The organism is Thermomonas brevis (assembly GCF_014395425.1).
In the GTDB taxonomy this organism is placed as follows: Bacteria; Pseudomonadota; Gammaproteobacteria; order Xanthomonadales; family Xanthomonadaceae; genus Thermomonas; species Thermomonas brevis.
In genome coordinates, this window is sequence record NZ_CP060711.1 from 2,717,758 (window position 1) to 2,741,261 (window position 23,504).

The 23,504-nt window shown below is 69.7% G+C and carries 21 protein-coding genes; 16 read left to right on the forward strand and 5 right to left on the reverse strand.

What is annotated here, in order from left to right:
* Nucleotides 1-5: 5 nt before the first annotated feature.
* Nucleotides 6-887, reverse strand: a complete 882-nt coding sequence (locus tag H9L17_RS12615; RefSeq protein WP_187569782.1) for a PhzF family phenazine biosynthesis protein — start codon at nucleotides 885-887, stop codon at nucleotides 6-8.
* Nucleotides 888-978: 91 nt separating this feature from the next.
* On the opposite strand from H9L17_RS12615, the gene H9L17_RS12620 reads away from it, so the two are divergent.
* From H9L17_RS12620 to H9L17_RS12635, 4 genes are all read left to right on the forward strand, one after another.
* Nucleotides 979-3,597 carry a bifunctional aspartate kinase/diaminopimelate decarboxylase gene (locus H9L17_RS12620; RefSeq protein WP_187569783.1) on the forward strand — a complete coding sequence of 873 codons (2,619 nt, stop codon included), beginning with the start codon at nucleotides 979-981 and terminating at the stop codon, nucleotides 3,595-3,597.
* Nucleotides 3,598-3,621: 24 nt separating this feature from the next.
* Nucleotides 3,622-4,983, forward strand: a complete 1,362-nt coding sequence (gene murL, locus H9L17_RS12625) for a UDP-N-acetyl-alpha-D-muramoyl-L-alanyl-L-glutamate epimerase (RefSeq protein ID WP_187569784.1) — start codon at nucleotides 3,622-3,624, stop codon at nucleotides 4,981-4,983.
* Between the two features lie 4 nt (nucleotides 4,984-4,987).
* Nucleotides 4,988-6,385 carry a UDP-N-acetylmuramoyl-L-alanine--D-glutamate ligase gene (gene murD / locus H9L17_RS12630; protein ID WP_187571961.1) on the forward strand — a complete coding sequence of 466 codons (1,398 nt, stop codon included), beginning with the start codon at nucleotides 4,988-4,990 and terminating at the stop codon, nucleotides 6,383-6,385.
* A gap of 187 nt (nucleotides 6,386-6,572) precedes the next feature.
* The gene (locus H9L17_RS12635; protein WP_187569785.1) at nucleotides 6,573-7,355 is read left to right on the forward strand and encodes a dienelactone hydrolase family protein; all 783 of its coding nucleotides are present in this window, start codon (nucleotides 6,573-6,575) and stop codon (nucleotides 7,353-7,355) included.
* A 9-nt stretch (nucleotides 7,356-7,364) separates the two neighbouring features.
* Here H9L17_RS12635 and H9L17_RS12640 read toward each other — a convergent pair whose 3' ends face one another.
* Nucleotides 7,365-8,378, reverse strand: a complete 1,014-nt coding sequence (locus H9L17_RS12640) for a polyprenyl synthetase family protein (protein ID WP_187569786.1) — start codon at nucleotides 8,376-8,378, stop codon at nucleotides 7,365-7,367.
* Nucleotides 8,379-8,518: 140 nt separating this feature from the next.
* On the opposite strand from H9L17_RS12640, the gene ssb reads away from it, so the two are divergent.
* Nucleotides 8,519-9,040, forward strand: a complete 522-nt coding sequence (ssb, locus tag H9L17_RS12645; RefSeq protein ID WP_187569787.1) for a single-stranded DNA-binding protein — start codon at nucleotides 8,519-8,521, stop codon at nucleotides 9,038-9,040.
* A gap of 40 nt (nucleotides 9,041-9,080) precedes the next feature.
* Nucleotides 9,081-9,587, forward strand: coding sequence for an acyl-CoA thioesterase (locus H9L17_RS12650; RefSeq protein WP_187569788.1), 507 nt, complete (start codon nucleotides 9,081-9,083; stop codon nucleotides 9,585-9,587).
* Between the two features lie 49 nt (nucleotides 9,588-9,636).
* Here H9L17_RS12650 and H9L17_RS12655 read toward each other — a convergent pair whose 3' ends face one another.
* Nucleotides 9,637-10,326 carry a C40 family peptidase gene (locus H9L17_RS12655; RefSeq protein ID WP_425507342.1) on the reverse strand — a complete coding sequence of 230 codons (690 nt, stop codon included), beginning with the start codon at nucleotides 10,324-10,326 and terminating at the stop codon, nucleotides 9,637-9,639.
* A 160-nt stretch (nucleotides 10,327-10,486) separates the two neighbouring features.
* On the reverse strand, nucleotides 10,487-10,990 hold the full coding sequence (locus tag H9L17_RS12660) for a C40 family peptidase (protein ID WP_425507426.1): 504 nt from the start codon (nucleotides 10,988-10,990) through the stop codon (nucleotides 10,487-10,489).
* Between the two features lie 109 nt (nucleotides 10,991-11,099).
* Between H9L17_RS12660 and H9L17_RS12665 the strand changes: the two genes are divergently transcribed.
* The 4 genes from H9L17_RS12665 to H9L17_RS12680 all read left to right on the forward strand — a co-directional run bounded on the left by H9L17_RS12665 (nucleotide 11,100) and on the right by H9L17_RS12680 (nucleotide 14,690).
* Nucleotides 11,100-11,582 carry an FKBP-type peptidyl-prolyl cis-trans isomerase gene (locus H9L17_RS12665; RefSeq protein WP_187569791.1) on the forward strand — a complete coding sequence of 161 codons (483 nt, stop codon included), beginning with the start codon at nucleotides 11,100-11,102 and terminating at the stop codon, nucleotides 11,580-11,582.
* Nucleotides 11,583-11,728: 146 nt separating this feature from the next.
* On the forward strand, nucleotides 11,729-13,129 hold the full coding sequence (locus tag H9L17_RS12670; RefSeq protein ID WP_187569792.1) for a DUF418 domain-containing protein: 1,401 nt from the start codon (nucleotides 11,729-11,731) through the stop codon (nucleotides 13,127-13,129).
* Between the two features lie 62 nt (nucleotides 13,130-13,191).
* A complete protein-coding gene (locus H9L17_RS12675) occupies nucleotides 13,192-14,463 on the forward strand; it encodes an NAD(P)/FAD-dependent oxidoreductase (RefSeq protein WP_187569793.1) in 1,272 nt (423 codons plus the stop codon).
* A 71-nt stretch (nucleotides 14,464-14,534) separates the two neighbouring features.
* Nucleotides 14,535-14,690: a hypothetical protein gene (locus H9L17_RS12680; RefSeq protein ID WP_187569794.1), complete on the forward strand. Its 156-nt coding sequence runs from the start codon at nucleotides 14,535-14,537 to the stop codon at nucleotides 14,688-14,690.
* A gap of 12 nt (nucleotides 14,691-14,702) precedes the next feature.
* Here the strand turns inward: H9L17_RS12680 and parE are convergent, their stop codons facing one another.
* Nucleotides 14,703-16,592 (reverse strand): DNA topoisomerase IV subunit B, encoded by a 1,890-nt coding sequence (parE, locus tag H9L17_RS12685; RefSeq protein WP_187569795.1) that lies wholly within the window; start codon nucleotides 16,590-16,592, stop codon nucleotides 14,703-14,705.
* Nucleotides 16,593-16,747: 155 nt separating this feature from the next.
* Here parE and H9L17_RS12690 point away from each other — a divergent pair, with 155 nt between their 5' ends.
* The 6 genes from H9L17_RS12690 to eno all read left to right on the forward strand — a co-directional run bounded on the left by H9L17_RS12690 (nucleotide 16,748) and on the right by eno (nucleotide 23,497).
* Nucleotides 16,748-17,761 (forward strand): glucokinase, encoded by a 1,014-nt coding sequence (locus tag H9L17_RS12690; RefSeq protein WP_246455092.1) that lies wholly within the window; start codon nucleotides 16,748-16,750, stop codon nucleotides 17,759-17,761.
* Nucleotides 17,762-17,795: 34 nt separating this feature from the next.
* Nucleotides 17,796-18,797: a glycosylasparaginase gene (locus tag H9L17_RS12695; protein WP_187569797.1), complete on the forward strand. Its 1,002-nt coding sequence runs from the start codon at nucleotides 17,796-17,798 to the stop codon at nucleotides 18,795-18,797.
* Nucleotides 18,798-18,799: 2 nt separating this feature from the next.
* Entirely contained in the window at nucleotides 18,800-19,543 is a 744-nt protein-coding gene (locus H9L17_RS12700; protein ID WP_187569798.1) for a copper homeostasis protein CutC, read from the forward strand.
* Between the two features lie 117 nt (nucleotides 19,544-19,660).
* The gene (pyrG, locus tag H9L17_RS12705; RefSeq protein ID WP_187569799.1) at nucleotides 19,661-21,328 is read left to right on the forward strand and encodes a CTP synthase; all 1,668 of its coding nucleotides are present in this window, start codon (nucleotides 19,661-19,663) and stop codon (nucleotides 21,326-21,328) included.
* 8 nt (nucleotides 21,329-21,336) lie between these two features.
* On the forward strand, nucleotides 21,337-22,170 hold the full coding sequence (kdsA, locus tag H9L17_RS12710) for a 3-deoxy-8-phosphooctulonate synthase (RefSeq protein ID WP_187571962.1): 834 nt from the start codon (nucleotides 21,337-21,339) through the stop codon (nucleotides 22,168-22,170).
* 34 nt (nucleotides 22,171-22,204) lie between these two features.
* The gene (eno, locus tag H9L17_RS12715) at nucleotides 22,205-23,497 is read left to right on the forward strand and encodes a phosphopyruvate hydratase (RefSeq protein ID WP_187569800.1); all 1,293 of its coding nucleotides are present in this window, start codon (nucleotides 22,205-22,207) and stop codon (nucleotides 23,495-23,497) included.
* The last annotated feature ends 7 nt before the right edge of the window (nucleotides 23,498-23,504 follow it).

Sequence of the window (23,504 nt, forward strand, 5' to 3'; positions counted from 1 at the left end):
GGAGGTCAGGCGTCCGGCCACTCCAGCTCGCCGCTCACCACGCGCGCCGCGCGGCCGCCCGACCAGACTTCGCCGTCGGCATCGACGGTGAGTTCGATGATGGCGTCGTGGCCCACTTCGCGGCCCTGGCTGACGCGGTAGAAGCCGTCCTGGCCGGGCAGGGCGTCGCGTTCGGCCAGCCACGCGGCCAGCGTGGCGTTGGCCGCGCCGGAGGCGGCGTCCTCGAAGCGCGCCGGCGCGCCGACGAAAGCGCGCACGGCGTAGTAATAGACCGGATCAAGGCTGCGCGCATAGACGAACAGGCCCATGCTGTCGCTGGCTTCGGCAAGCTGGGCGATGGCGTCCCAGTTCGGCTCGACGCTGCGCAGATGCGCTTCGCTCGCCAGTTCCACCAGCCACCAGCGGCGGCCGCCGTCCATCAGCACCGGCGGCAGCGCGCCCAGTTCCAGCCCGGACAATGCGGCGGTCAGGCGTGCGTCGTCGGGCGAGGCGATCTCCTGCACGCGGGCGCGCGGCGTGCGCACCGCCACCGTGCGCGCCGCGCCTTCGCCGTGCACGCGCAGCGGCAGGTTGCCGGCGATGCCTTGCTGCACCAGCAGTCCATCGCGCGGCGTCACCAGCCCCGCGTCCAGCAGCGCATAGGCGGTGCCGACGCTGGGATGGCCGGCGAACGGGACTTCGCGGCGCGGGCTGAAGATGCGGATGGCGTGGGTTGCCCCGGGTGCGGTCGGCGGGAACACGAAGGTGGTTTCCGGCAGCCGCGTCCAGCGCGCGATGGCCTGCATCGCGGCATCGTCCAGTCCCTGCGCGTCCAGCACCACGGCCAGCGGATTGCCGTCGCCGGGGCGGGAGGCGAAAACGTCCAGTTGCATATAACGACGTGCCATGTTGCGATGCGTCATCCGGGCGTGAGGGGCCGCTAGAATGCCTGACGCCGCGGCCTCCGCGACATTCCATTCCCTCATTCGTTCAGATTCCATGTCCACGACGTCCCCCGTGTCCGACAACCGCTGGCTGGTGCTCAAGTTCGGTGGCACGTCGGTGTCGAAACGCGGGCGCTGGGACAACATCGGCCGGCTGGCCGCGCAGCGCGCGAAGGACAACGACGCGCGCGTGCTGGTGGTGGTGTCGGCATTGTCCGGCGTCACCAACGAGCTGACCGCGATCGCCGACGGCGCCGCCGATGCGGCGGAGCGGGTGGCGAGGCTGGAGACGCGGCACCGCGACTTTCTCGCCGAACTCGAGCTCGACGCCGACGCGGTATTGGGCGAGCGGCTGGCCGCACTGCATGCGCTGCTGACCGATCCGCGCGCCGCCACCCGCACGCTGGACTGGCAGGCCGAGGTGCTGGGGCAGGGCGAGCTGCTCTCGTCCACCATCGGCGCCGCTTACCTGCATGCGCAGGGGCTGGACATCGGCTGGATGGACGCGCGCGATTGGCTCGACGCGCTGCCGCCGCAGCCCAACCAGAGTGCGTGGTCGCAGCGCTTGTCGGTGAACTGCCGCTGGCAGGGCAGCGCCGACTGGCGCGTGCATTTCGCCTCGCAGCCCACGCGTCTGCTGATCACGCAGGGCTTCATCTCGCGCCATCAGGACGGCGGCACCGCGATCCTCGGGCGCGGCGGCTCCGACACCTCCGCCGCGTATTTCGGCGCGCTGCTCGGCGCGCAGCGGGTGGAAATCTGGACCGACGTGCCCGGCATGTTCAGCGCCAATCCGCGCGAAGTGCCGGACGCGCGCCTGCTCACCCGCCTCGACTATTACGAGGCGCAGGAAATCGCCACCACCGGCGCCAAGGTGCTGCACCCGCGCTCGCTGCGGCCCTGCCGCAACAGCGGCGTGCCGATGGCGATCCTCGACACCGAGCGCCCGCATCTGCCCGGCACCAGCATCGACGATGCCGCCGAGCCGGTGCCGGGCGTGAAGGCGATCAGCCGCCGCAACGGCATCGTGCTGGTGTCGATGGAAGGCATCGGTATGTGGCAGCAGGTCGGCTTCCTCGCCGACGTGTTCGCGCTGTTCAAGAAGCACGGGCTGTCGGTCGACCTGATCGGCTCGGCGGAAACCAACGTCACCGTCTCGCTCGACCCGTCCGAGAACCTCGTCAACACCGACGTGCTGGCCGCGCTGTCGGCCGACCTGTCGGCGATCTGCCGGGTCAAGGTGATCGTGCCCTGCGCCGCGATCACCCTGGTCGGGCGCGGCATGCGCTCGCTGCTGCACAAGCTGCAGGACGTGTGGGCGATGTTCGGCCGCGAGAACGTGCACCTGATCTCGCAGTCGTCCAACGACCTCAACCTGACCTTCGTGGTCGACGAAGCCGCCGCCGACGGCATGCTGCCGAAGCTGCACGCCGCGCTGATCGATTCCGGCGCGATGCCGGTATACGAGGAGGCCGTGTTCGGCCCGCGCTGGCGCGAGATCGAAGGCGCGCTGCGCCAGCGCCCGACGCCGTGGTGGCACGCGCCGGCACAGCGCGAGGCGTTGCTGCAGCTGGCGCAGGCCGGCACACCGCGCTACGCCTATCACCTGCCGACGGTGCGCGAACGCGCCCGCCAGCTCAAGGCGATCGAGGCGGTGGATCGCCGCTATTACGCGATCAAGGCCAATTCGCATCCGGCCATCCTGCGCGCGTTGGCGGAGGAAGGCTTCGGGCTGGAGTGCGTCTCGCTGGGCGAGCTGGAGCGCGCGTTCGCGGCGCTGCCCGACATCGACCCGCAGCGCGTGCTGTTCACGCCCAGCTTCGCGCCCATCGGCGAATACGAAGCGGCGCTGGCGCGCGGCGTCACCGTCACCGTGGACAACGTGGAGCTGCTGCGCCGCTGGCCGGAGGTGTTCCGCGGCCGCGCGCTGTGGCTGCGCATCGACCTCGGCCACGGCGACGGCCACCACGAGAAGGTCAACACGGGCGGCAAGGAGGCCAAGTTCGGCCTGTCCGCGCAGCGGGTGGAGGAGTTCGCGCAGGCCGCGCGCGCGCTGGACGTGCGCATCACCGGCCTGCATGCGCATCTCGGCAGCGGCATCGAGACCATCGGCCACTGGCAGGAAGTGGTGGACGAACTGGCCGGCTTCGCCCGCCGCATCGGCAGCGTGGAAGTGCTGGACATCGGCGGCGGCCTGCCGATCCCCTACAGCGACGACGACGAGCCGTTCGACCTCGACGCCTGGGCGGCCGGGCTGGCGGCGATCAAGGCCGTGCATCCGGCGTTCAAGCTCGCCATCGAGCCGGGCCGCTTCCTCGTCGCCGAAGCCGGCGTGCTGCTGGCGCGGGCGACCCAGGTGGTGGAGAAGGACGGCGTGCTGCGGGTCGGGCTGGACGCCGGCATGAACGCACTGATCCGCCCCGCGCTGTACGACGCCTGGCACGACATCCACAACCTGTCGCGGCTGGACGATGGCGACGTGCGCGATTTCGACGTGGTGGGGCCGATCTGCGAGTCCAGCGACGTATTCGGCCATCGGGTCAAACTGCCCGCCGCCACCGAACCGGACGACGCGATGCTGATCGCCGACGCCGGCGCCTACGGTTTCAGCATGTCCAGCGCCTACAATCTGCGCACGCTGCCGGCGGAAGACGTGCTGCCGGACGCGGATTGAGCCGTCGCACCCATCGAACGACACATGACCGACTGGATCTTCAACCGCGACACCATTCGCGCCTTCCGCTTCGTGCGCTGCGCTTTCGACGCACAGACCGGCATCGCGCAACTGGTGTACGCCTTCGACGACGGCCCCGAGCTGATCGAAACCGTCACCGTGCCGGGCGCGCCGTTCGCCCCGGACGAAGCCCGTGCCGCCGCCGCGGAGCGCGCGCTGCGCCTGCTGCACCTGATCGCCGGCGTGAGCTACTACAAGGCGGCGGTGCCGGACGAAATCCGCATCGACGGCTACGCTATCGACGCCGACACCGCCGCGCTGCTGGAAAGCGTGTACCGCAACGGACTCGGCGAGTTCGCCTATCGCAACGGGCTCGACCTGCGCGGGAAGATCCATTTCCCGGCGGGTGCTTCCGCTGGGCCGGCCGCATCCGCGCTCGGCCTGCGTCCGCACGCCCTCGTCGCCATCGGCGGCGGCAAGGATTCGCTGGTCAGCATCGAGGCGCTGCGCGCCGAAGGCATCGAACAAACCGTCACGTGGATCGGCGGCTCGCAATTGATCGCCGCCTGCGCCGCGCACACCGGCCTGCCGACCCTCAACATCGGCCGCCAGCTCGCGCCGCAGCTGTTCGACTTCAACCGGCAAGGCGCGTGGAATGGCCACATCCCGGTGACGGCGGTGAACTCCGCGATCATGGCTTTCACCGCCGTGCTGCTGGGCGTGGATCAGGTGGTGTTCTCCAACGAGCGTTCGGCCAGCTACGGCTCGCTGATTCCCGGTACGGGCGAAGTGAATCACCAGTGGTCGAAGGGCTGGGCGTTCGAGTCCGCGTTCGGCGACTACCTGCAGACGCACGTCGCCTCCGACCTGCATTACTACTCGCTGCTGCGCCCGCTCAGCGAACTCGCGGTGGCGCGGCAATTCGCCAGAACCGACCGCTACGACGCCCACTTCTCCAGCTGCAACCGCAATTTCCACATCCTCGGCGAGCGCCCCACCAGCCGCTGGTGCGGCGTCTGCCCGAAGTGCCATTTCGTGTTTCTCGCGCTGGCCCCGTTCGTGCCGAAGCTGCGGCTGGTCGGCATCGTCGGCCGCAATCTGCTGGACGATCCGGCGCAGGTTCCCGGTTTCGACGCGCTGCTGGAATATCAGGATCACAAACCGTTCGAATGCGTGGGCGAAGGCCGCGAATCGCGCGCGGCGATGGCGACGCTGGCGCAGCGCCCGGAATGGCGCGAGGACGCGGTGGTGCGGCGCTTCGCCAGGCAGATCGAACCGCAGTTGGACGCGGGCGAACTCGCCATCGAACCGCTGCTGGCCCTGGACAACGAACACCGCATTCCCGCCGCGCTGTGGGAGCGCCTGCGTGTCCGCTTCGCTGCCTGAGCGGCTGCGCATCGCCGATCTGTCCGGCCGCCGCGTGGCGCTGTGGGGCTGGGGCCATGAAGGTCGCGCCGCCTATACGGCCCTGCGCGCGCGGCTGCCCGCGCAGCCGTTGACGCTGTTCTGCAATGCTGCCGAAGCCATCGATGCGGCCGGCCTCGGCGATGCGCTGCTGTCGATCGAACGCGAGACCAGCGGCGAGCGGCTGGCGCAGTTCGAGGCCGTCATCAAGTCGCCCGGCATCAGCCCGTACAAGCCGGAAGCCGAGTTCGCCGCGCAGCGCGGCACCCGCTTCCTCGGCGGCACCGCGCTGTGGTTCGCCGAGCGCGCCGATGCCGACGGCGAAGTCGCCAACGCGCTCTGCGTCACCGGCACCAAGGGCAAGAGCACCACCTCCTCGCTGCTGGCGCACCTGCTGCGCGCGGCGGGGCTGCGCACCGCGCTGGCCGGCAACATCGGCGTGCCGCTGCTGGAGCTGCTGGACGACGATGCCGATGCGTGGGCGATCGAACTGTCCAGCTACCAGACCCGCGACGTCGCCGCGTCCGGCGCGCGCCCGCGCATCGCCATTGTCACCAACCTGCATCCCGAGCACCTGGACTGGCACGGCGGCGAGCAGCGCTACATCGCCGACAAGTTGGCGCTGGTGACGGAGGCGAAGCCGCGCATCGCCGTCCTCAACGCCGCCGATCCGTTGTTGGCGGCGTTGAAGCTGCCGGACAGCGACATCCATTGGTACGGCGACGAGCGCGGCTGGCACCTGCGCGGCGACGCGCTGCATCGCGGCGATGCCTTCGTGATGGACACAGCGACGCTGCCGCTGCCGGGCCGCCACAACCGCAGCAACCTGTGCGCGGTGCTGACCGCGCTGGAAGCATTCGGTCTCGACGCGGCGGCGCTCGCTCCGCACGCCGCCAGCTTCCAGCCCTTGCCGAACCGCCTGCAACCGCTGGGCAAGCGCGACGGCATTCTCTACGTCAACGATTCCATCAGCACCACGCCTATGGCGACGCTGGCGGCGCTCGACCTGTACGCGGATCGTCCGGTGGCGGTGCTGGTCGGCGGCCACGACCGCGGCCTGCCGTGGGACGAATTCGCCGAAGCGATGCGCACGCGCGCGCCGAAGGCGGTCGTGACAATGGGTCAGAATGGCCCGCGCATCCATGCGCTGCTGGAACCCGTCGCGGCGCAGGTCGGCTTTGCGCTGGAAGCCGCCGGCGACCTGGCCGAGGCGATGGCCAAGGCCCGCGCCGCGTTGCCGGACGGCGGCGTGGTGCTGCTCTCGCCCGGCGCGCCCAGCTTCGGCCCGTACCGCAATTACGTGGCGCGCGGCCGCCACTTCGCCGAACTGGCCGGCTTCGATCCGGATGCGATTTCCGGAATCAAGGGCATGGGGATCGCATAAGCGTTTGCCCGTCATTCCCGCGAAGGCGGGAATCCAGATTTTGCTTTCTTGGGACAGATCAAGAACTGGATACACGAACATGCGTTCGTGAAAAGCGGCCCGCCTTCGCGGGAATGACAGGGGATAGGTTCACGCCAACTAAACCCAACTCCGGTAGCGTAGGCGGATCGCCACTGGAGCCATCCCCATGCGCCGTCTTCTGCTCGCTTTCGGACTGCTGCTCACCGCCGCTCCCGCCTTCGCCGCCATGCAGGCGAAACCGGTCGAATGGACGCAGGGCCAGCAGCGCTTCAGCGGCTACGTTGTCTACGACGACGCCTCCATGGCCAAGCGCCCCGGCCTGCTGATGGTGCCGGACTGGTACGGCGTCACCCCCGCCGCGCTGGACAAGGCGAAGCAGCAGGCCGGCCGCGACTACGTGGTGTTCGTGGTGGACATGTACGGCAAGGGCGTGCGTCCCGCCGACGACAAGCAGGCGCTGGCGCAGGTGCAGGGGCTGTATCCGAAGCCGGATCTGATGCGCGCGCGCATGCAGGCGGCGCTGGACGCGTTCAGGGCGCAGGCTGGCAAGGCGCCGCTGGACGCCGCGCGCATCGGCGCGTTCGGGTTCTGCTTCGGCGGTTCGTCGGTGCTGGAGCTGGCGCGCAGCGGCGCGGCGCTGGCCGGCATCGCCACCTTCCACGGCGGCCTGCATACCGAATCGCCGGCGGCGCCCGGCTCGGTGAAGACCCCGCTGCTGGTGCTCAACGGCGCGGACGACGAGGGCCAGAAGGCGGCCATCGTGCCGTTCGAGGAGGAGATGGACAAGGCCGGCGCGGACTGGCAGTTCGTCAACTTCAGCGGCGCCGTGCACTGCTTCGCGCTGGAAACCGCCAACAAGCCCGGCTGCAAGTACGACCCGCGCGCGGCGAAGCGCGCCTACGCGATGATGCACGCCTTCTTCGCCGAGCGGTTCGCCGGGCGCGAGTGATGCCCGCGCTCAGTGGTCGCGGCTGACCGAGTACCGGGCCAGCCCGCGCAGCGCGGCGAGGTGGCCGTTGTCAGCCAGGCCGATCAGCGCGTCTTCGGCGGCCTGCGCGTATTCCGTCGCGCGCTGGCGGCTGTAGGCCAGGCTGCCGCAGCGTTCGATCGCGGCCAGCACCGCCGGCATGCCGTCGATGTCGCCGTGTTCGACGATCCGCCGCAGCTCCGCGCGGGTGGCGGCGTCGCTGTGCGCCATCGCGTGGATCAGCGGCAGCGTGGCCTTGCCTTCGGCGAGGTCGTCGCCGAGGTTCTTGCCGAGGGTGACGGCGTCGGAGGCGTAGTCCAGCACGTCGTCGGCGATCTGGAAGGCGTAGCCGAGGTTCAGGCCATAGTCGTGCAGCGCCTGCTGGGTCGCGGCGTCCGCGCCGGCCAGCAGCGCGCCCAGCTGGGTAGCGGCAGCGAACAGGATCGCGGTCTTGCGCTCGATGACGCGCAGGTAGGCCGCCTCGTCGGTGTCCGGGTTGCGCACGTGCAGCAGCTGCAGCACCTCGCCCTCGGCGATCATGTTGGTGGTGTCGGCGAGGATTTGCTGCACGTCCATCCGCTCCAGCTCGACCATCAGCTGGAAGCTGCGCGAATACAGGAAGTCGCCGACCAGCACCGACGCCGCGTTGCCCCACACCGCGTTCGCGGTCTTGCGGCCGCGGCGCAGGTCGGATTCGTCGACCACGTCGTCGTGCAGCAGGGTGGAGGTGTGGATGAACTCCACCACCGCCGCCAGCTGGTGCGCGTCGCCGCTGCCGCCCTTGCCTTGCGCGTCGCTCAGCGCGCCGGCCGTCAGCAGCAGCAGCATCGGCCGCAGCCGCTTGCCGCCGGCGCCGATGATGTACTCGGCGATCTGGTTGATCAGCACCACGTCCGAGGCCAGCCGCCGGCGGATCAGCGCGTCCATCGCGGCCATGTCGGGCGCGGCCAGGGCCTGGATCGCCTTGAGGTCGGGCGCGGCGTGCGCGAGGGCGGATGCGGTCATGGGCGGGATCTGCGGAGGATGCGGAAGTATAAGCGGTAGGGTGTTTTTCCGATCCCCGGGCGCGGCGTTCGCCGGCTGCCGGCCGCTATAATCGGATGCCATCGTCCAGGTCGGGCGAGAGACAGATAAGAGGCAGCACCATGGCGCGTGGCGTAAACAAAGTGATCCTGGTCGGCAACCTGGGCAACGATCCCGAGGTGAAGTACACCCAGGGCGGCATGGCGGTCACGCGCATCAGCCTGGCCACCACCAGCGTGCGCAAGGACCGCGACGGCAACCAGCAGGAGAGCACCCAGTGGCACCGGGTGGTGTTCTTCGGCAAGCTGGCCGAGATCGCCGGCGAGTACCTGAAGAAGGGCCGCCAGGTCTATGTCGAGGGCGAAATCCGCTACGACAAGTTCACCGGCCAGGACGGCCAGGAGCGCTACACCACCGACATCGTGGCCAACGAGATGCAGATGCTCGGCGGCGGCGACGGCCAGCGCGGCGGCGGCGAGGGCGGCGGTGGCGGCTACCAGTCGCGCGGTGGCGGCGGTGGCGGCGGCTACGGCGGCGACCGTCCGCAGCGCAGCGCCCCGGCCCAGCGTCGCGAACCCGCGCAGGCTCCGGCCAAGCCGGCGAACTTCGACGACGTGCCGTTCGACGACGACATTCCGTTCTGATCCCTGATCGGCCGCGCGCGACGCGGCCACCGGAGCCCGCATGAGCGGACGCCAGCGCCAGCTGACCATGCGCTTCCTCGCCGAGCCGTCGGACGTGAACTTCGGCGGCAAGGCGCACGGTGGGCAGGTCATGAAGTGGATCGACCAGGCCGGCTACGCCGCCGCGGTCGGCTGGAGCGGCCATTACAGCGTGACCGTGGCGGTGGGCGGCATCCGCTTCGTCGCTCCGGTCCGGATCGGCGACCTGGTCAGCGTGGACGCCACGCTGATCCATACCGGCACCACCTCGATGCACTTCGCCGTGGACGTGCGCGCCCGCGACCCGCGCGGCGATGAGGCCGATGCGCGGCTGTGCACCCACTGCGTGATCGTGTTCGTGGCCATGGACGCGCCGGAAGGCGCGCCGGTGCCGGTGCCGCCGTGGGTGCCGCAGGACGACGAGGACCGCCAGCTGGCCGAATACGCCATGCGGGTGATGGCCCTGGGCAAGGACGTGGAGCAGACCGTGGCGCGCTACCGGCAGGCCGCCGGCGCCCCAAAACAATGACGCCGCCCGAGGGCGGCGTCATTGCATAGCGATACGTTCGTCGCGGCGCTCAGCTGCCGGTGGCGAGGCGGCGCGCTTCCAGGTACTTCTGCGACCAGTAGCCGCTGGTCAGGCTGGAGACGGTGACGTCGCGGCCGGTGCGCGGCGCGTGCAGGAACTTGCCGTCGCCGATGTAGATGCCCACGTGGTCGATGCGGCCGCGCTTGCCGAAGAACACCAGATCGCCCTCGGCCAGCGCGTCGCGGTCGGCGACCTTGGTGCCTTCGTCGGCCATCGCGCGGGAAACGCGCGGCAGGTCGATGCCGATGGTGCGGAACACGTAGCCGACCAGGCCGCTGCAATCGAAGCCCCGATCCGGCGAGTTGCCGCCCCAGCGGTAGGGCGTGCCCAGCAGGGCGAACGCGCGCTGCAGGACGGTCTTGACCAGCGACGGCGTGGCGGGCGCGTCCTTAGCTTTCTGCAGGATTTCGAGCTGGGCGGCCAGCGGCGCGGTATCGGGCGTGGCGATGGCGGCCGGAGCCGGCAGCGCGAGGCTGGCGGCCGGCGCGGGCGCGGCGGTGGCGGCAGCCAGCGTGATCGGGGCGGATTCGGCCTTGGCCGGCGCCGGATTCGCGGCCAGCGCCGGCAGGCCGGCGACGGCCAGGGCGATGGCGAGGATGGGCCGCAGGCTGCGGCGGCTGCGCAGTGCGGAATGGCCGTGGGGCAGGGTCGCTGTCGTCACGCGGTCATCACGATGCAAAACGGAAGGCGCGACTATGCCCGCCTTGGCCGGCCGAAGGGTTCAAAAAACGTTAGCCGGATGTGTGCGGATTGCCGAAAATGTGACGCCGGCCGCGTTCATTTTCGTGAATCCGCCTCGATTTTCCTGAACGGCGACGCGGGCTTGCATCAAGGCCGCCTCAGAACAGCAGCCGCCGCGCCCCGCTGTAATGGTCTCGCCACCAGCTGCCGTCCAGCCGGTCCAGCCGCACCGTGCCGCCGGTGCTGGGCGCGTGCACGAAGCGGCCTTCGCCGACGTAGATGCCGACGTGGCTGACGCCGCCGTCGCTGCCGAAGAACACCAGGTCGCCGCTGGTCAGTTGCGACGGCGCGATGCGCGGTCCCTGCATCGCCGCCAGGTCGCGGGTGGTGCGCGGCAGGCGCAGGTCGAGCATGTCCCGGTACACGTAGCCGACCAGCCCGCTGCAATCGAAGCCGCCTTCCGGCGTATTGCCGCCGTAGCGGTAGGGCGTGCCGACCAGGCTGATGGCGCGCATCAGCACCGCGTTGGCCTTGGCCGGGTCGGCCGGGGCGATCACCGGCCAGTCGCGCTGCGCGATAGCCCGCGGCGGCGCCTTGCGGACCGCTTCGCCGCCCCGCAGCCCGCCAGCGCGGCGGCCAGCAATGGCGCGAGCAGGGCGCAGCGTCGATAATGCGCGCCCGGTCGCTGGTTGCAGTCGGCTGGTTCCATCCCGCGCAGTGTTGCCGCAACCGCATGCGGCGGCAAGCGCCCAACCGATTGGCAGGAACAACATGAAGATCGAAAAAGACCGAGTCGTCCGTTTCCACTACGCCGTGGCCGAGGCGGGCAAGGAACAGCTGGAGAGCTCGAAGGCCGTCGGCGAGCCGCTGGCGATCCTGTTCGGGCGCGGCCAGATCATCCCCGGCCTGGAGAAGGCGATGGAAGGCCACGAAGCCGGCGACAGCTTCAAGTCCGCCGTCACCGCCGCCGACGCCTACGGCGAGCGCCGCGACGGCCTGACCCAACGCATCCCCAAGAAGCACTTCGGCGACCAGAAGCTGGCGCCCGGCATGCAGGTGGTGCTGAACACCAACTTCGGCCCGCGCGCGGTCACCATCGAGAAGGTGGGCATGAGCGTGGTCGACGTCGACCTGAACCACCCGATGGCCGGCAAGGATCTGGAGTTCGACATCGAGATCGTCGACGTGCGCGAAGCCAGCGAGGAAGAACTCGCGCACGGCCACGTGCACGGCGAGGGCGGTCACCAGCATTGATCCCCGCCAGCGGGATCGCTTCAGCCACGGGCCCGCATCGCGGGCCCGTTTCGTTGCGGCGCATGCGGAGGGCAGGGTGACTTCCGGCCCGCGTGGCCGCGCGCGGAGAATGGGCAAATAAGGCCGGACGAGGCGCGGGAGGACGCATGGACGGGCAGGCGACGACGGCGAGTTTCGGGCCGGTCACGGTTCGCGAGCGGATCCAGGCGATGGACGTGCTGCGCGGGTTTGCCCTGCTCGGCATCGCGCTGATGAACGTGGAATTCTTCAGCCGGCCGTTGTCCGACGTCGGCGCCGGGGTGCCGGGGGGCCTGTCCGGCGCGGATCTGTGGGCCAGCTGGATCATCCATACCTTCGTCCGCGGCAAGTTCTGGACGATCTTCTCGATCCTGTTCGGGATGGGCTTCGCCGTGATGCTGCTGCGCGCCAGGCAATCGGACCGCGCGTTCGTGCCCGCCTATCTGCGCCGCGCACTGGCGCTGGCCTGCTTCGGCCTGATCCACGGCATCCTGCTGTGGGCGGGCGATATCCTGCTCAGCTACGCGACCTGCGCCGTGCTGTTGATGCTGGTTCTGTTCGGTCGTCCTTGGCAGGGCGTTGCGGTCGCCGTCGCGATCGGCGCTGCCGCGTTGCTATTGAAGCTGCCGCCGTTGGGCGGCTTCGTGGCCCTGCTGGCGCTGGCCGGCTTGGTCGGCTTCTACCTGCGCAGGCGCGGACAGACGGACGCGCGCACGCTGCGCGCCGGACTGGCGCTTTACCTGCTGCCGGCCCTGTTGCTGGTCATCGCCTCCGCTGTGGCGATGACGATTCCGCAATCGGGCCAGGCGCCGACCTCCGAACGGGCACAGGCGATGGAACTGCGTTTGGCCGAGCACCAGCGCAATACGGACAGGGAAGCGCAGGTCATGTCGGCCGGTACCTATGCCGAGGCCGTGGCGTTCCGCGCAGGCCAGTTCATGCACGAGCAAGTCGAGCAGGCCGGTTTCATGGTGCTGGTGCTGGGCCTGTTCCTGCTCGGCATGTGGCTGGTGCAATCGGGCGCGATGGTGCATCCGGAGCGGCATCTGGCGTTGTTCCGGCGGCTGGCCTGGATCGCACTGCCGATCGGCGCGGCATTGGTGGTCTCGAGCAGCCTGGTCGCCACCCGCTACGCGCCGTTGCAGAACGACCGTCAATGGCAGCTCGCAATGGGCCTGCAACTGCTCGGCAACCTGCCGATGGCATTGGGCTACATCGGGGTGATCGTGCTGGCGCTGCGGCATCCCGGCGGGCGGCGCGGGCTGGGCTGGCTGGCGCCGGCCGGACGCATGGCGTTGACCAACTACATCGGCCAGTCCGTGCTCGGCACGCTCTTCTTCTACGGCTACGGGCTGGGTCATTGGGGAATGCCGCGTGCGCAGCAGGTGCTGTACGTGCTGGCGGTATTCGCCTTGCAGGTGGCGTTGAGCCGCTGGTGGCTGGCGCGGTTCCGCTTCGGGCCGCTGGAATGGCTGTGGCGCTGGGCGACCTATGGACGACGCCCGGCGATGCGAGGCGCGGCCGGCTGATCCTGTGGCATGCGCAGGCGCCGGTGCCCGATAATGACGGGTATCCGTACAGCGAGCGAGCCATGAGCGAAGCGATCCTCGAAACCCGCACCGATTGCCTCGTGGTCGGAGCCGGCGTGTCCGGCCTCGCCACCGCGCTGGCGCTGCTCGACGATGGCCGCGAGGTCACCGTGATCGACGCCGGTCGGGTCGGCGGCGGCGCCTCGCACGGCAACTGCGGCACGCTCACGCCCAGCCACGCGCCGCCGCTGGCCGGGCCGAGCACGCTGGTGCGCGCCGCGCGCTGGATGTTCACCCCGGACGCGCCGCTGTACATCAAGCCGACGCTCGATCCGGACGTGCTGCGCTGGATGCTGGGCTTCGCCCTGCGCTGCAATGCGCGCGACTTCGAGGCCAGCGCCCGCGCCAAGTACAAGCTGCTGTCCGATTCGCGCCAGCGCATCCAGCAATGGGTGGAACGCTACGGGCTGGACTGCGAATTCGCCGAGACCGGCGAGGACTACGTGTTCAAGACCCGCCGCGACATGGATCGCGAGCTGGGCGACGTGCCGCTGCTGCGCGACATGGGCGTCGACGTCGAGATCGTCGAGGGCCCCGCCTACGAGGCGCGCGACCCGGCGTTCAAGCCGGGCCTGGCCGGGGCGATCTGCTTCCGCGGCGACGCCGCGCTGCGTCCCGACCGCTACGTCGCCGAACTGGCGCGGGTAGTGCGCGAACGCGGCGGCCGCATCATCGAGCACTGCGCGTTGCAGTCGCTCGACTCCGGCGCGCAGGGCGTCGTCGCCACCACCGGGCAGGGCGTGCTGCGCGCGAACGACGTGGTGCTCGCCACCGGCGCCTGGGCGCCGCGCATCGCCGAAGCGGTGGGCCTGCCGTGGCTGCGCAAGTCGATCCAGCCCGGCAAGGGCTATTCGATCACCTACAGCTCGCCGGAACTGACGCCGAAGCGGCCGGTCATCCTGTACGAACCCTCGGTCTGCGTCACCGCCTGGCCCAGCGGCTACCGGCTGGGCAGCACGATGGAGTTCACCGGCTTTGATGACAGCCTCAACGAGCGCCGCCTCGGCGCGCTGGAGCGCGGCGCGGCGCAGTTCCTGCACCAGCCGGTCGGCCCGCAGGTGCGCGAGAAGTGGTGCGGCTGGCGGCCGATGAGCCGCGACGACATCCCGCTGATCGGCCGCGCCCCCGGCCACGCACACCTGTGGATGGCGGTCGGCCACGGCATGATGGGCGTGAGCATGAGCGCCAGCACCGGCCAGCTGCTGGCCGATCTGATCGCGGGGCGGACGCCGTGCGTGGAGCCTGCGCCGTTCGATCCGGCGCGGTTCGCCTGAGCGCGGCTGCGCCGACGATCGCGCTACATTGGGGGTTCCCGGCGGCGAACGCCAGCGGTGGAGGAAACGCCATGCTGCAATCGCGCAGACGGCATCGAGGACTGTTGCGGCAGCTGTGGGGGCTGGCGCTGGTCGCACTGGCGGCGTACTTCGTCTGGCGGCTGCTGAATCTTGCCTTCCCGGATCGGATGCAAACCCTGATCGCCGCGATCAGGGGCCTGCTGTAGCCGCGGCGCCGCTCACACCTCCAGCGTCGCCAGATCCCCCTTCTGCTCCAGCCAGCTCTTGCGGTCGCCGGCGCGCTTTTTCGCCAGCAGCATGTCCATCAGGGCGCGCGTCGCGGTGTCGTCGTCGACGGTGAGTTGCACCAGCCGACGGGTATCCACATGCATGGTGGATTCGCGCAATTGCTGCGGGTTCATTTCGCCGAGGCCCTTGAAGCGGGTGACGTTGACCTGACCCTTGAGCTTCTCGCGCTGGATCTTTTCCAGCAGCAGGCGCTTTTCTTCCTCGTCCAGCGCGTAGAACACCTGCTTGCCCACGTCCACGCGGAACAGCGGCGGCATCGCCACGAACACGTGGCCGGCGCGCACCAGCGCGGGAAAGTGGCGCAGGAACAGCGCGGACAGCAGGGTGGCGATGTGCAGCCCGTCGGAGTCGGCGTCGGCAAGGATGACGACTTTGCCGTAGCGCAGGCCGTCGATCTCGTCCTTGCCCGGATCGCAGCCAATGGCGACCGCCAGGTCGTGCACTTCCTGCGAGGCCAGCACCTGGCCCGAGGCGACTTCCCAGGTGTTCAGGATCTTGCCGCGCAGCGGCAGGATCGCCTGGAAGTCCTTGTCGCGCGCCTGCTTGGCGCTGCCGCCGGCGGAGTCGCCCTCGACCAGGAAAAGCTCCGTGCGCGACAGGTCCTGCGAAATGCAGTCAGCCAGCTTGCCGGGCAGAGCAGGGCCCTGCGTCACCTTCTTGCGGACGATCTGCTTCTCGGTCTTGAGTCGCGCCGAGGCGCGCTCGATGGCGAGCTGGGCGATCTTCTCGCCGAATTCGGTGTTGGCGTTCAGCCACAGCGAGAACGCGTCGTGCGCGGCGCCTTCGACGAAGCCGGCGGCCTGCCGCGAGCTCAGGCGTTCCTTGGTCTGGCCGCTGAACTGCGGGTCGGTCATCTTCAGCGACAGCACGAAGGCGACGCGGTCCCATACATCCTCTGGCGCCAGCTTGACGCCGCGCGGCAGCAGGTTGCGGAAGTCGCAGAATTCGCGCAGCGCGTCGGTGAAGCCGCTGCGCAGGCCGTTGACGTGGGTGCCGTGCTGGGCGGTGGGAATCAGGTTGACGTAGCTTTCCTGCACCAGCTCGCCGTCGGGCACCCAGGCCACCGCCCAGTCGACGGTTTCGGTGTCCTTCTTCAACGCGCCGACGAACAGCTCGGGCGGCAGCAGCTCGCGTTCGGCCAGTTCGCCCTTCAGGTAGTCGCGCAGGCCATCCTCGTAGTGCCACTGGATGCGCTCGCCGCTGGCCTCGTCGTACAGGCTGACGGTCAGGCCGGGGCAGAGCACCGCCTTGGCGCGCAGCAGATGCTTGAGCGCGCGCAGGTTGAACTTCGGCGTGTCGAAATACTTGGGATCGGGCCAGAAGCGCAACCGGGTGCCGGTGTTCTTCTTGCCGACGCTGCCCACGACGCTCAGCGCGGAAGCGCGGTCGCCGTCGGCGAAGGCCATGTGGTACTCGCTGCCTTCGCGCTTGATGAACACGTCGACCTTCTTCGACAGCGCGTTGACCACGCTCACGCCCACGCCGTGCAGGCCGCCGCTGAAGGTGTAGTTCTTGTTGCTGAACTTGCCGCCGGCGTGCAGGCGGGTGAGGATCAGCTCGACGCCGGGGATCTTCTCCTCGGGATGGATGTCCACCGGCATGCCGCGGCCGTCGTCGGCGACCTCGCAGCTGCCGTCGGCGTGCAGGGTCACCTCGATGCCGCGCGCGTGGCCGGCCAGCGCCTCGTCCACCGCGTTGTCGATGACTTCCTGCGCCAGGTGGTTGGGGCGCGCGGTGTCGGTGTACATGCCGGGCCGGCGCTTGACCGGGTCCAGGCCGGAGAGGACTTCGATGTCGGCTGCGTTGTAGCGGGTGTTCATTCGCTCGATCGGGTTTCGCGGGACTGCATGAGGCCGCCAGTGTGTGGCTTCGCGGGCGGTTTTGCACGCGACGCGGCGCCGTCGCCGCTGCCCGTACAATGGCGCGACAGGGACGCGCCGGCGTCGCCGGAAGGATGTTCGAGGGGGTGTCAGTGGTGGATGTCGTGGGCCGCGGCGAAGCGCATGCGGCTGGAAACCGGTTGCTGGCCGCCGATGTCGGCGGCACCTACGCCAGGCTCGGCGTGGTGGAGACGCGCGACGGCGCGATCGCGGTGGGCTTCCACCGCCGCTACGCCTGCGCGGAGTTCCCGGGGCTGGCGGCGATCCTGCGCCGCTTCCGCGAGGAACTCGACGCCGAGGCCGCCGGGCCGTTTCCCGCCACCTGCGTGGTGGCGATCGCCGGTGTGCTGCAGGGCGACCACCTGCTCAACAGCAACCTGCCGTGGAAGGTGTCGCTGGCGGACACGCGGGCCGAAGCCGGCATCGAACACCTGCACCTGATCAACGATTTCGAGGCGCTGGCCTGGGCGCTGCCGCAGATCCCGCTGGCGGAGCTGCAGGTGTTGGGCGCGGGCGACGGCGGCGGCCTGTCGCTGCCGGCGCTGCTGCTGGGGCCGGGCACCGGGCTGGGCGCGGCGCTGGTGATCGACCAGGGCGGGCACGCCGGCGTGCAACCCAGCGAGGCCGGGCACGCGGCGCTGGCGGCCAACACGCCACTGGAACTCGACGTGGTGCGGCTGCTGCAAGCGCGCTTCGGTCACGTCGACAGCGAGCGCGTGTTCTCCGGCCCGGGCCTGATGAACCTGTACCAGGCGCTGTGCGAACTGCGCGGCGTCAATCCGCGCTGGCACGCGCCGGCCGATCTGGTCGATGCCGCCGACGAAGGCCGCGACCTGCTCGCGGCCGAATGCACCGCGCTGTTCTGCCGCTGGCTGGGCAGCTTCGCCGGCGATCTCGCGATCACGTTCCGCGCGCGCTCGGTCTGCCTCGCCGGCGGCCTGACCGGGCACCTCGACCGCTACCTGCGGCAGGGCGGCTTCATGCAGCGCTTCCTCGACAAGGGCGTGCTGTCCGACACCCTGCGCGAGGTGCCGGTGTTCACCATCGAGCACGGCCAACTGGGCCTGATCGGCGCGGCCGCCTGGCATGCCGCGCGTTTCGCGTCCTGATCCCGCGAACTGGAATTCCGCGAAGGAGCTTCCGATGCCGTCCCGCCGCCGTTTCCTGCAATCCACATTGATCGCCGCCGGTGCGGCGGCGCTGCCGAAGACGAACGCCGCGCCTGCATCGCCCGGGGCCAAGGTCGTGTCGACCTGGGACTTCGGCGTGCCGGCCAACCGCGCCGCGTGGGAGGTGCTGGGCCAGGGCGGTAGCGCGCTGGACGCGGTGGAGGCGGGCGCACGCTGGGCCGAGACCGGGCAGTGCAACCACACTGTGGGGCGCTGCGGCTATCCGGACCGCGACGGCTACGTCACGCTCGACGCCAGCATCATGCGCGGCGATGGCGGCTGCGGCGCGGTGGCGGCGCTGGAGGACATCGACCATCCCATCAGCGTCGCGCGGCGGGTGATGGAAAAGACCCCGCACGTGCTGCTGGTCGGCGAGGGCGCGAAACAGTTCGCGGTCGCCGAAGGCTTCCAGCCCCGCAACCTGCGCACGCCGGAAGCGGAACAGGCGTGGCGCGAGTGGCTGAAGACCGCGGAGTACAAGCCGGAAATCAACGTCGAGCGCCGCCGCATGCCCGGCAACAGCGAGAACCACGACACCATCGGCATGCTCGCCATCGGTCGCGACGGCCGCATGGCCGGCGCCTGCACCACCAGCGGCATGGCGTTCAAGCTGCGCGGGCGGGTCGGCGACAGCCCGATCGTCGGCGCCGGCCTGTACGTCGATGACGAGGTGGGCGGGGCGACCGCCTCCGGCGTGGGCGAGGAAATGCTGCGCAACGCCGCCAGCTTCCTCGTCGTCGAACTGATGAGACAGGGCCATTCGCCCGCCGATGCCTGCCGCATCGCCATCGAGCGGGTGGTGAAGAAGCGGCCCGAGGCCAGCAAGCAGGTGCAGGTCTGCTTCCTGGCGATGAACAGGCACGGCGAGGTCGGCGCGTTCGCGCTGCATCGCGGCTTCGTCTATGCGGTCTGCGACGCGGAAAAACAGGACGCGCTGCTGGCGTCGCCGTCGGTCTACGCCACCACGCAGACGTGAGCATGTCGTCGCCGCGGCCGCTGCTGGAGATCGCCGCCAACTCGCTGGAATCGGCGCTGGCCGCGCAGGCCGGCGGGGCCGACCGGGTGGAGCTGTGCGAGAACCTCGGCGAGGGCGGCGCGACGCCGTCCTTCGGCACCCTGGCATTGGCGCGCGAACGCCTGCGCATCCCGCTGTACGTGCTGATCCGTCCGCGCGGCGGCGACTTCGTGTATTCGCCGGACGAATGGGAGGTCATGCGCCGCGACGTCGAACTGTGCGCGCGGCTGGGCTGCGACGGCGTGGTGATCGGCGCGCTGGACGCCGAGGGCAACGTCGACATGGCCGGCTGCCGCGTGCTGGCCGAGGCGGCTGGCACGATGGGCATCACCTTCCATCGCGCCTTCGACTGCGTGGCCGACCGCGTCGGTGCGCTGGAGGACGTGGTCGCGTTGGGCTGCGAGCGCATCCTCACCTCCGGCGGCGCGGACGACGCGCTGAGTGGCGCATCCGCCATTGCCGCCGACATCGCCCGCGCCGATGGCCGGCTGGCGATGATGGCGGGGGCGGGGCTCACCGTCGACAACATCGCCGGCGCCGTGCGGGCCACCGGCGCGCGCGAATTTCACGCCTCGGCGAAGGTGCTGATGCGGGGCGAAGGCCGCGATGGCCCCTCGGAATTGGCGAAAGCCTACTGGCGCAGCAGCGGCGCGCTGGTGCGGCAGTTCCGGCATCGGCTGGATGCATGCGCCGCGGAAGGTTTCTGAAAAAAACCGTCTTTTCCTTTCCGGATCAAGGGCTTCCGCGCGAGCGGCGCGGCCGCGGCCGTGCACGAAGCCGGGTCTTGCCGCTAGAATGCGGGTTTCCAGCGCCGCGCTGCCGACATGACTTCCCCCGTCTCCCATACGCCCCTTCTGTTCGTGACCGGGGGCGTGGTGTCCTCGCTTGGCAAGGGCATCGCCGCCGCGTCGCTCGCGGCCATTCTCGAAGCCCGTGGCCTGAAGGTCACGATGATGAAGCTGGACCCCTACCTCAACGTCGATCCGGGCACGATGAGCCCGTTCCAGCACGGCGAGGTCTACGTCACCGACGACGGCGCCGAGACCGACCTCGACCTCGGCCACTACGAGCGCTTCGTCAACACCCGTCTGTCCGGCCGCAACTCCATCACCACCGGCAAGATCTACGAGGCGGTGATCCGCAAGGAGCGCCGCGGCGACTACCTCGGCGGCACCGTGCAGGTGATCCCGCACGTCACCGACCAGATCAAGCACTGCATCGACGCCGCCACGGCCGGCTTCGACGTCGGCATCGTGGAGATCGGCGGCACCGTCGGCGACATCGAATCGCTGCCGTTCCTCGAAGCGATCCGCCAGTTGCGCATCGAGCGCGGCGCCGACCACGCGATGTTCATGCACCTGACGCTGGTGCCGTACATCGCCGCCGCCGGCGAGCTCAAGACCAAGCCCACCCAGCACTCGGTGAAGGAGCTGCGCGGCATCGGCATCCAGCCGGACGTGCTGATGTGCCGCAGCGAGAAGCCGCTGCCGGACGGCGAGCGCCGCAAGATCGCGCTGTTCACCAACGTGCCGGAGAAGGCGGTGATCTCCGCCATCGACCTGGACAACATCCACAAGATCCCGCGCTGGCTGCACGCGCAGCAGCTGGACCAGATCGTGGTGGAGCAGCTGCGCCTGCAGGGCAAGGCGCATGAAGCCGACCTGTCGGAATGGGACGCGGTGGTCGACGCCGCCGAGCATCCGGACGACGAGGTGACGATCGCGGTGGTCGGCAAGTACGTCGACCACAAGGACGCCTACAAGTCGGTGGGCGAGGCGCTCAAGCACGGCGGCATCCGCCAGCGCACGCGGGTCAACCTGAAGTGGCTGGAAGCCGGCGACGTGGAGACCGAGGGCGCGGCCGCGCTGCTGGCCGACGTGGACGGCGTGCTGGTGCCGGGCGGCTTCGGCGACCGCGGCTTCGAGGGCAAGGTGCTGACCTCGCAGTACGCGCGCGCCACCGGGCTGCCGTACTTCGGGATCTGCTACGGCATGCAGGCGGCGGTGGTCGACGTGGCCCGCCACGAGGCCGGGCTGGCCGGCGCCAACAGCACCGAGAACGACCGCAACGCCGCGCATCCGGTGATCGGCCTGATCACCGAGTGGCGCACCCAGAGCGGCGAAGTCGAGCGCCGCAGCGAAGACTCCGACCTCGGCGGCACCATGCGCCTCGGCCTGCAGGAGCAGCGCGTCAAGCCGGGCACGCTGGCGCACCGGCTGTACGGCAAGGACGTGGTGGGCGAGCGCCATCGCCACCGCTACGAGTTCAACAACCGCTACCGCACCCAGCTGGAAGACGCCGGGCTTGTGATTTCCGCCAAGTCGATGGACGACCTGCTGGTGGAGATGGTGGAACTGCCGCAGGACGCGCATCCGTGGTTCCTGGCCTGCCAGGCGCACCCCGAGTTCCTTTCGACGCCGCGCAGCGGGCATCCGCTGTTCGTCGGCTTCATCCGCGCCGCCCGCGACCGCCGGGCGGCCAAGCAGAAGTGAGCGCACTCATGAATCTTTGCGGCTTCGACGTCGGCCTGGACCAACCGCTGTTCCTGATCGCCGGCCCCTGCGTGGTCGAAAGCGAGCAGCTGCAGCTCGACGTGGCCGGGCAGCTGAAGGAAATCACCGGCAGGCTCGGGATCAACTTCATCTTCAAGTCCAGCTTCGACAAGGCCAACCGCACGTCCATCAACAGCTTCCGCGGCCCCGGCATGGAAGAGGGCCTGCGCGTGCTGGCCGAGGTCAAGCGCCAGATCGGCGTGCCGGTGCTGACCGACGTGCACGAATACACGCCGATGGACGAAGTGGCCTCGGTGGTGGACGTGCTGCAGACGCCGGCTTTCCTCGTGCGCCAGACCGACTTCATCCGCAAGGTCTGCGAGGCCGGCAAGCCGGTCAACATCAAGAAGGGCCAGTTCCTGTCGCCGTGGGACATGAAGCCCGTGGTCGAGAAGGCGAAGTCCACCGGCAATACGCAGATCATGGTCTGCGAGCGCGGCGCCTCGTTCGGCTACAACAACCTGGTCAGCGACATGCGCAGCCTGTCGGTGATGCGCGACACCGGCTGCCCGGTTGTGTTCGACGCCACCCACTCGGTGCAATTGCCGGGCGGGCAGGGCAGCAGCTCGGGCGGCCAGCGCGAGTTCGTGCCGGTGCTGGCGCGCGCGGCGGTGGCGGTCGGCGTGGCCGGCGTGTTCATGGAAACCCATCCCGACCCGAGCAAGGCGCTGTCCGACGGCCCCAATGCGTGGCCGCTCGGCAAGATGGAAGCGCTGCTGTCCACGATGCTGGAGCTGGACGCCATCGCCAAGCGCGGCGGTTTTCTGGAAAACTCCGTCTGATTTCCCCCGACCCGACTCCCACGACGACCTCACGATGACCACGATCACTTCCGTCCACGCCCGCGAGATCCTCGACAGCCGCGGCAATCCCACGCTTGAAGCCGACGTCGTCCTGTCCGACGGCAGCATCGGCCGCGCCGCCGTGCCGTCCGGCGCGTCCACCGGCAGCAAGGAGGCGGTGGAACTGCGCGACGGCGACAAGACCCGCTATCTCGGCAAGGGCGTTTCGCGGGCCGTGGGCAACGTCAACGGCGTGATCGCCGATGCGCTGAAGGGCTTCGCCGCCGCCGACCAGGCGGGCCTGGACAAGCGCCTGATCGACCTCGACGGCACCGAGAACAAGGGCCGGCTGGGCGCGAACGCGCTGCTGGGCGTGTCGCTGGCCGCCGCGCATGCGGTGGCGGCATCGCGCAAGCAGGCGCTGTGGCAGTACCTCGCCGGCATGACCGGCGCGACCCCGACGTTGCCGGTGCCGATGATGAACATCATCAACGGCGGCGCGCACGCCGACAACAACGTGGACCTGCAGGAATTCATGGTGCTGCCGGTCGGCTTCGACTCGTTCTCCGAGGCGCTGCGCAGCGGCACCGAGATCTTCCACGCATTGAAGTCGGTGCTGAAGGCGCGCGGCCTGTCCACCGCCGTCGGCGACGAGGGCGGCTTCGCCCCCGACCTGCGCAGCAATGAAGAGGCGCTGGAAACCATCCTCGAAGCCATCGGCAAGGCCGGCTACAAGGCCGGCGAGGACGTGCTGCTGGGCCTCGACGTCGCATCCACCGAGTTCTTCGAGAACGGCAAGTACAACCTCACCGGCGAAGGCAAGCGCCTGACCTCCGAGCAGTTCGTGGACTTCCTCGCCAACTGGAGCGCGCAGTACCCGATCATCACCATCGAGGACGGCATGGCCGAGGACGACTGGGACGGCTGGAAGCTGCTGACCGACCGCCTGGGCGAGAAGGTGCAGCTGGTCGGCGACGACCTGTTCGTCACCAACCCGCGCATCTTCAAGGACGGCATCGCCCGCGGCGTCGCCAATGCCATCCTGATCAAAGTCAACCAGATCGGCACCCTGAGCGAGACGCTGGAAGCCATCGCGATGGCCGATGCCGCGAAGTACGCGGCGATCGTCTCGCACCGCTCCGGCGAGACCGAGGACACCACCATCGCCGACATCGCGGTGGCGACCACCGCGACCCAGATCAAGACCGGTTCGCTGTGCCGCAGCGACCGCGTGGCCAAGTACAACCAACTGCTGCGCATCGAACAGCAGCTGGGCAGTGCCGCGCGCTACGCCGGCCGCGACGCCTTCGTCTCGCTCAAGCGCTGATCGGGGC

Bases quoted from the DNA above. Each gene is read 5' to 3' on its own strand.
- H9L17_RS12615 (WP_187569782.1), bottom strand. From the start codon at position 887: ATGGCACGTCGTTATATGCAACTGGACGTTTTCGCCTCCCGCCCCGGC.
- H9L17_RS12620 (WP_187569783.1), top strand. From the start codon at position 979: ATGTCCACGACGTCCCCCGTGTCCGACAACCGCTGGCTGGTGCTCAAG.
- murL (WP_187569784.1), top strand. From the start codon at position 3,622: ATGACCGACTGGATCTTCAACCGCGACACCATTCGCGCCTTCCGCTTC.
- H9L17_RS12635 (WP_187569785.1), top strand. From the start codon at position 6,573: ATGCGCCGTCTTCTGCTCGCTTTCGGACTGCTGCTCACCGCCGCTCCC.
- H9L17_RS12640 (WP_187569786.1), bottom strand. From the start codon at position 8,378: ATGACCGCATCCGCCCTCGCGCACGCCGCGCCCGACCTCAAGGCGATC.
- ssb (WP_187569787.1), top strand. From the start codon at position 8,519: ATGGCGCGTGGCGTAAACAAAGTGATCCTGGTCGGCAACCTGGGCAAC.
- H9L17_RS12650 (WP_187569788.1), top strand. From the start codon at position 9,081: ATGAGCGGACGCCAGCGCCAGCTGACCATGCGCTTCCTCGCCGAGCCG.
- H9L17_RS12665 (WP_187569791.1), top strand. From the start codon at position 11,100: ATGAAGATCGAAAAAGACCGAGTCGTCCGTTTCCACTACGCCGTGGCC.
- H9L17_RS12670 (WP_187569792.1), top strand. From the start codon at position 11,729: ATGGACGGGCAGGCGACGACGGCGAGTTTCGGGCCGGTCACGGTTCGC.
- H9L17_RS12675 (WP_187569793.1), top strand. From the start codon at position 13,192: ATGAGCGAAGCGATCCTCGAAACCCGCACCGATTGCCTCGTGGTCGGA.
- H9L17_RS12680 (WP_187569794.1), top strand. From the start codon at position 14,535: ATGCTGCAATCGCGCAGACGGCATCGAGGACTGTTGCGGCAGCTGTGG.
- parE (WP_187569795.1), bottom strand. From the start codon at position 16,592: ATGAACACCCGCTACAACGCAGCCGACATCGAAGTCCTCTCCGGCCTG.
- H9L17_RS12695 (WP_187569797.1), top strand. From the start codon at position 17,796: ATGCCGTCCCGCCGCCGTTTCCTGCAATCCACATTGATCGCCGCCGGT.
- H9L17_RS12700 (WP_187569798.1), top strand. From the start codon at position 18,800: ATGTCGTCGCCGCGGCCGCTGCTGGAGATCGCCGCCAACTCGCTGGAA.
- pyrG (WP_187569799.1), top strand. From the start codon at position 19,661: ATGACTTCCCCCGTCTCCCATACGCCCCTTCTGTTCGTGACCGGGGGC.
- kdsA (WP_187571962.1), top strand. From the start codon at position 21,337: ATGAATCTTTGCGGCTTCGACGTCGGCCTGGACCAACCGCTGTTCCTG.
- eno (WP_187569800.1), top strand. From the start codon at position 22,205: ATGACCACGATCACTTCCGTCCACGCCCGCGAGATCCTCGACAGCCGC.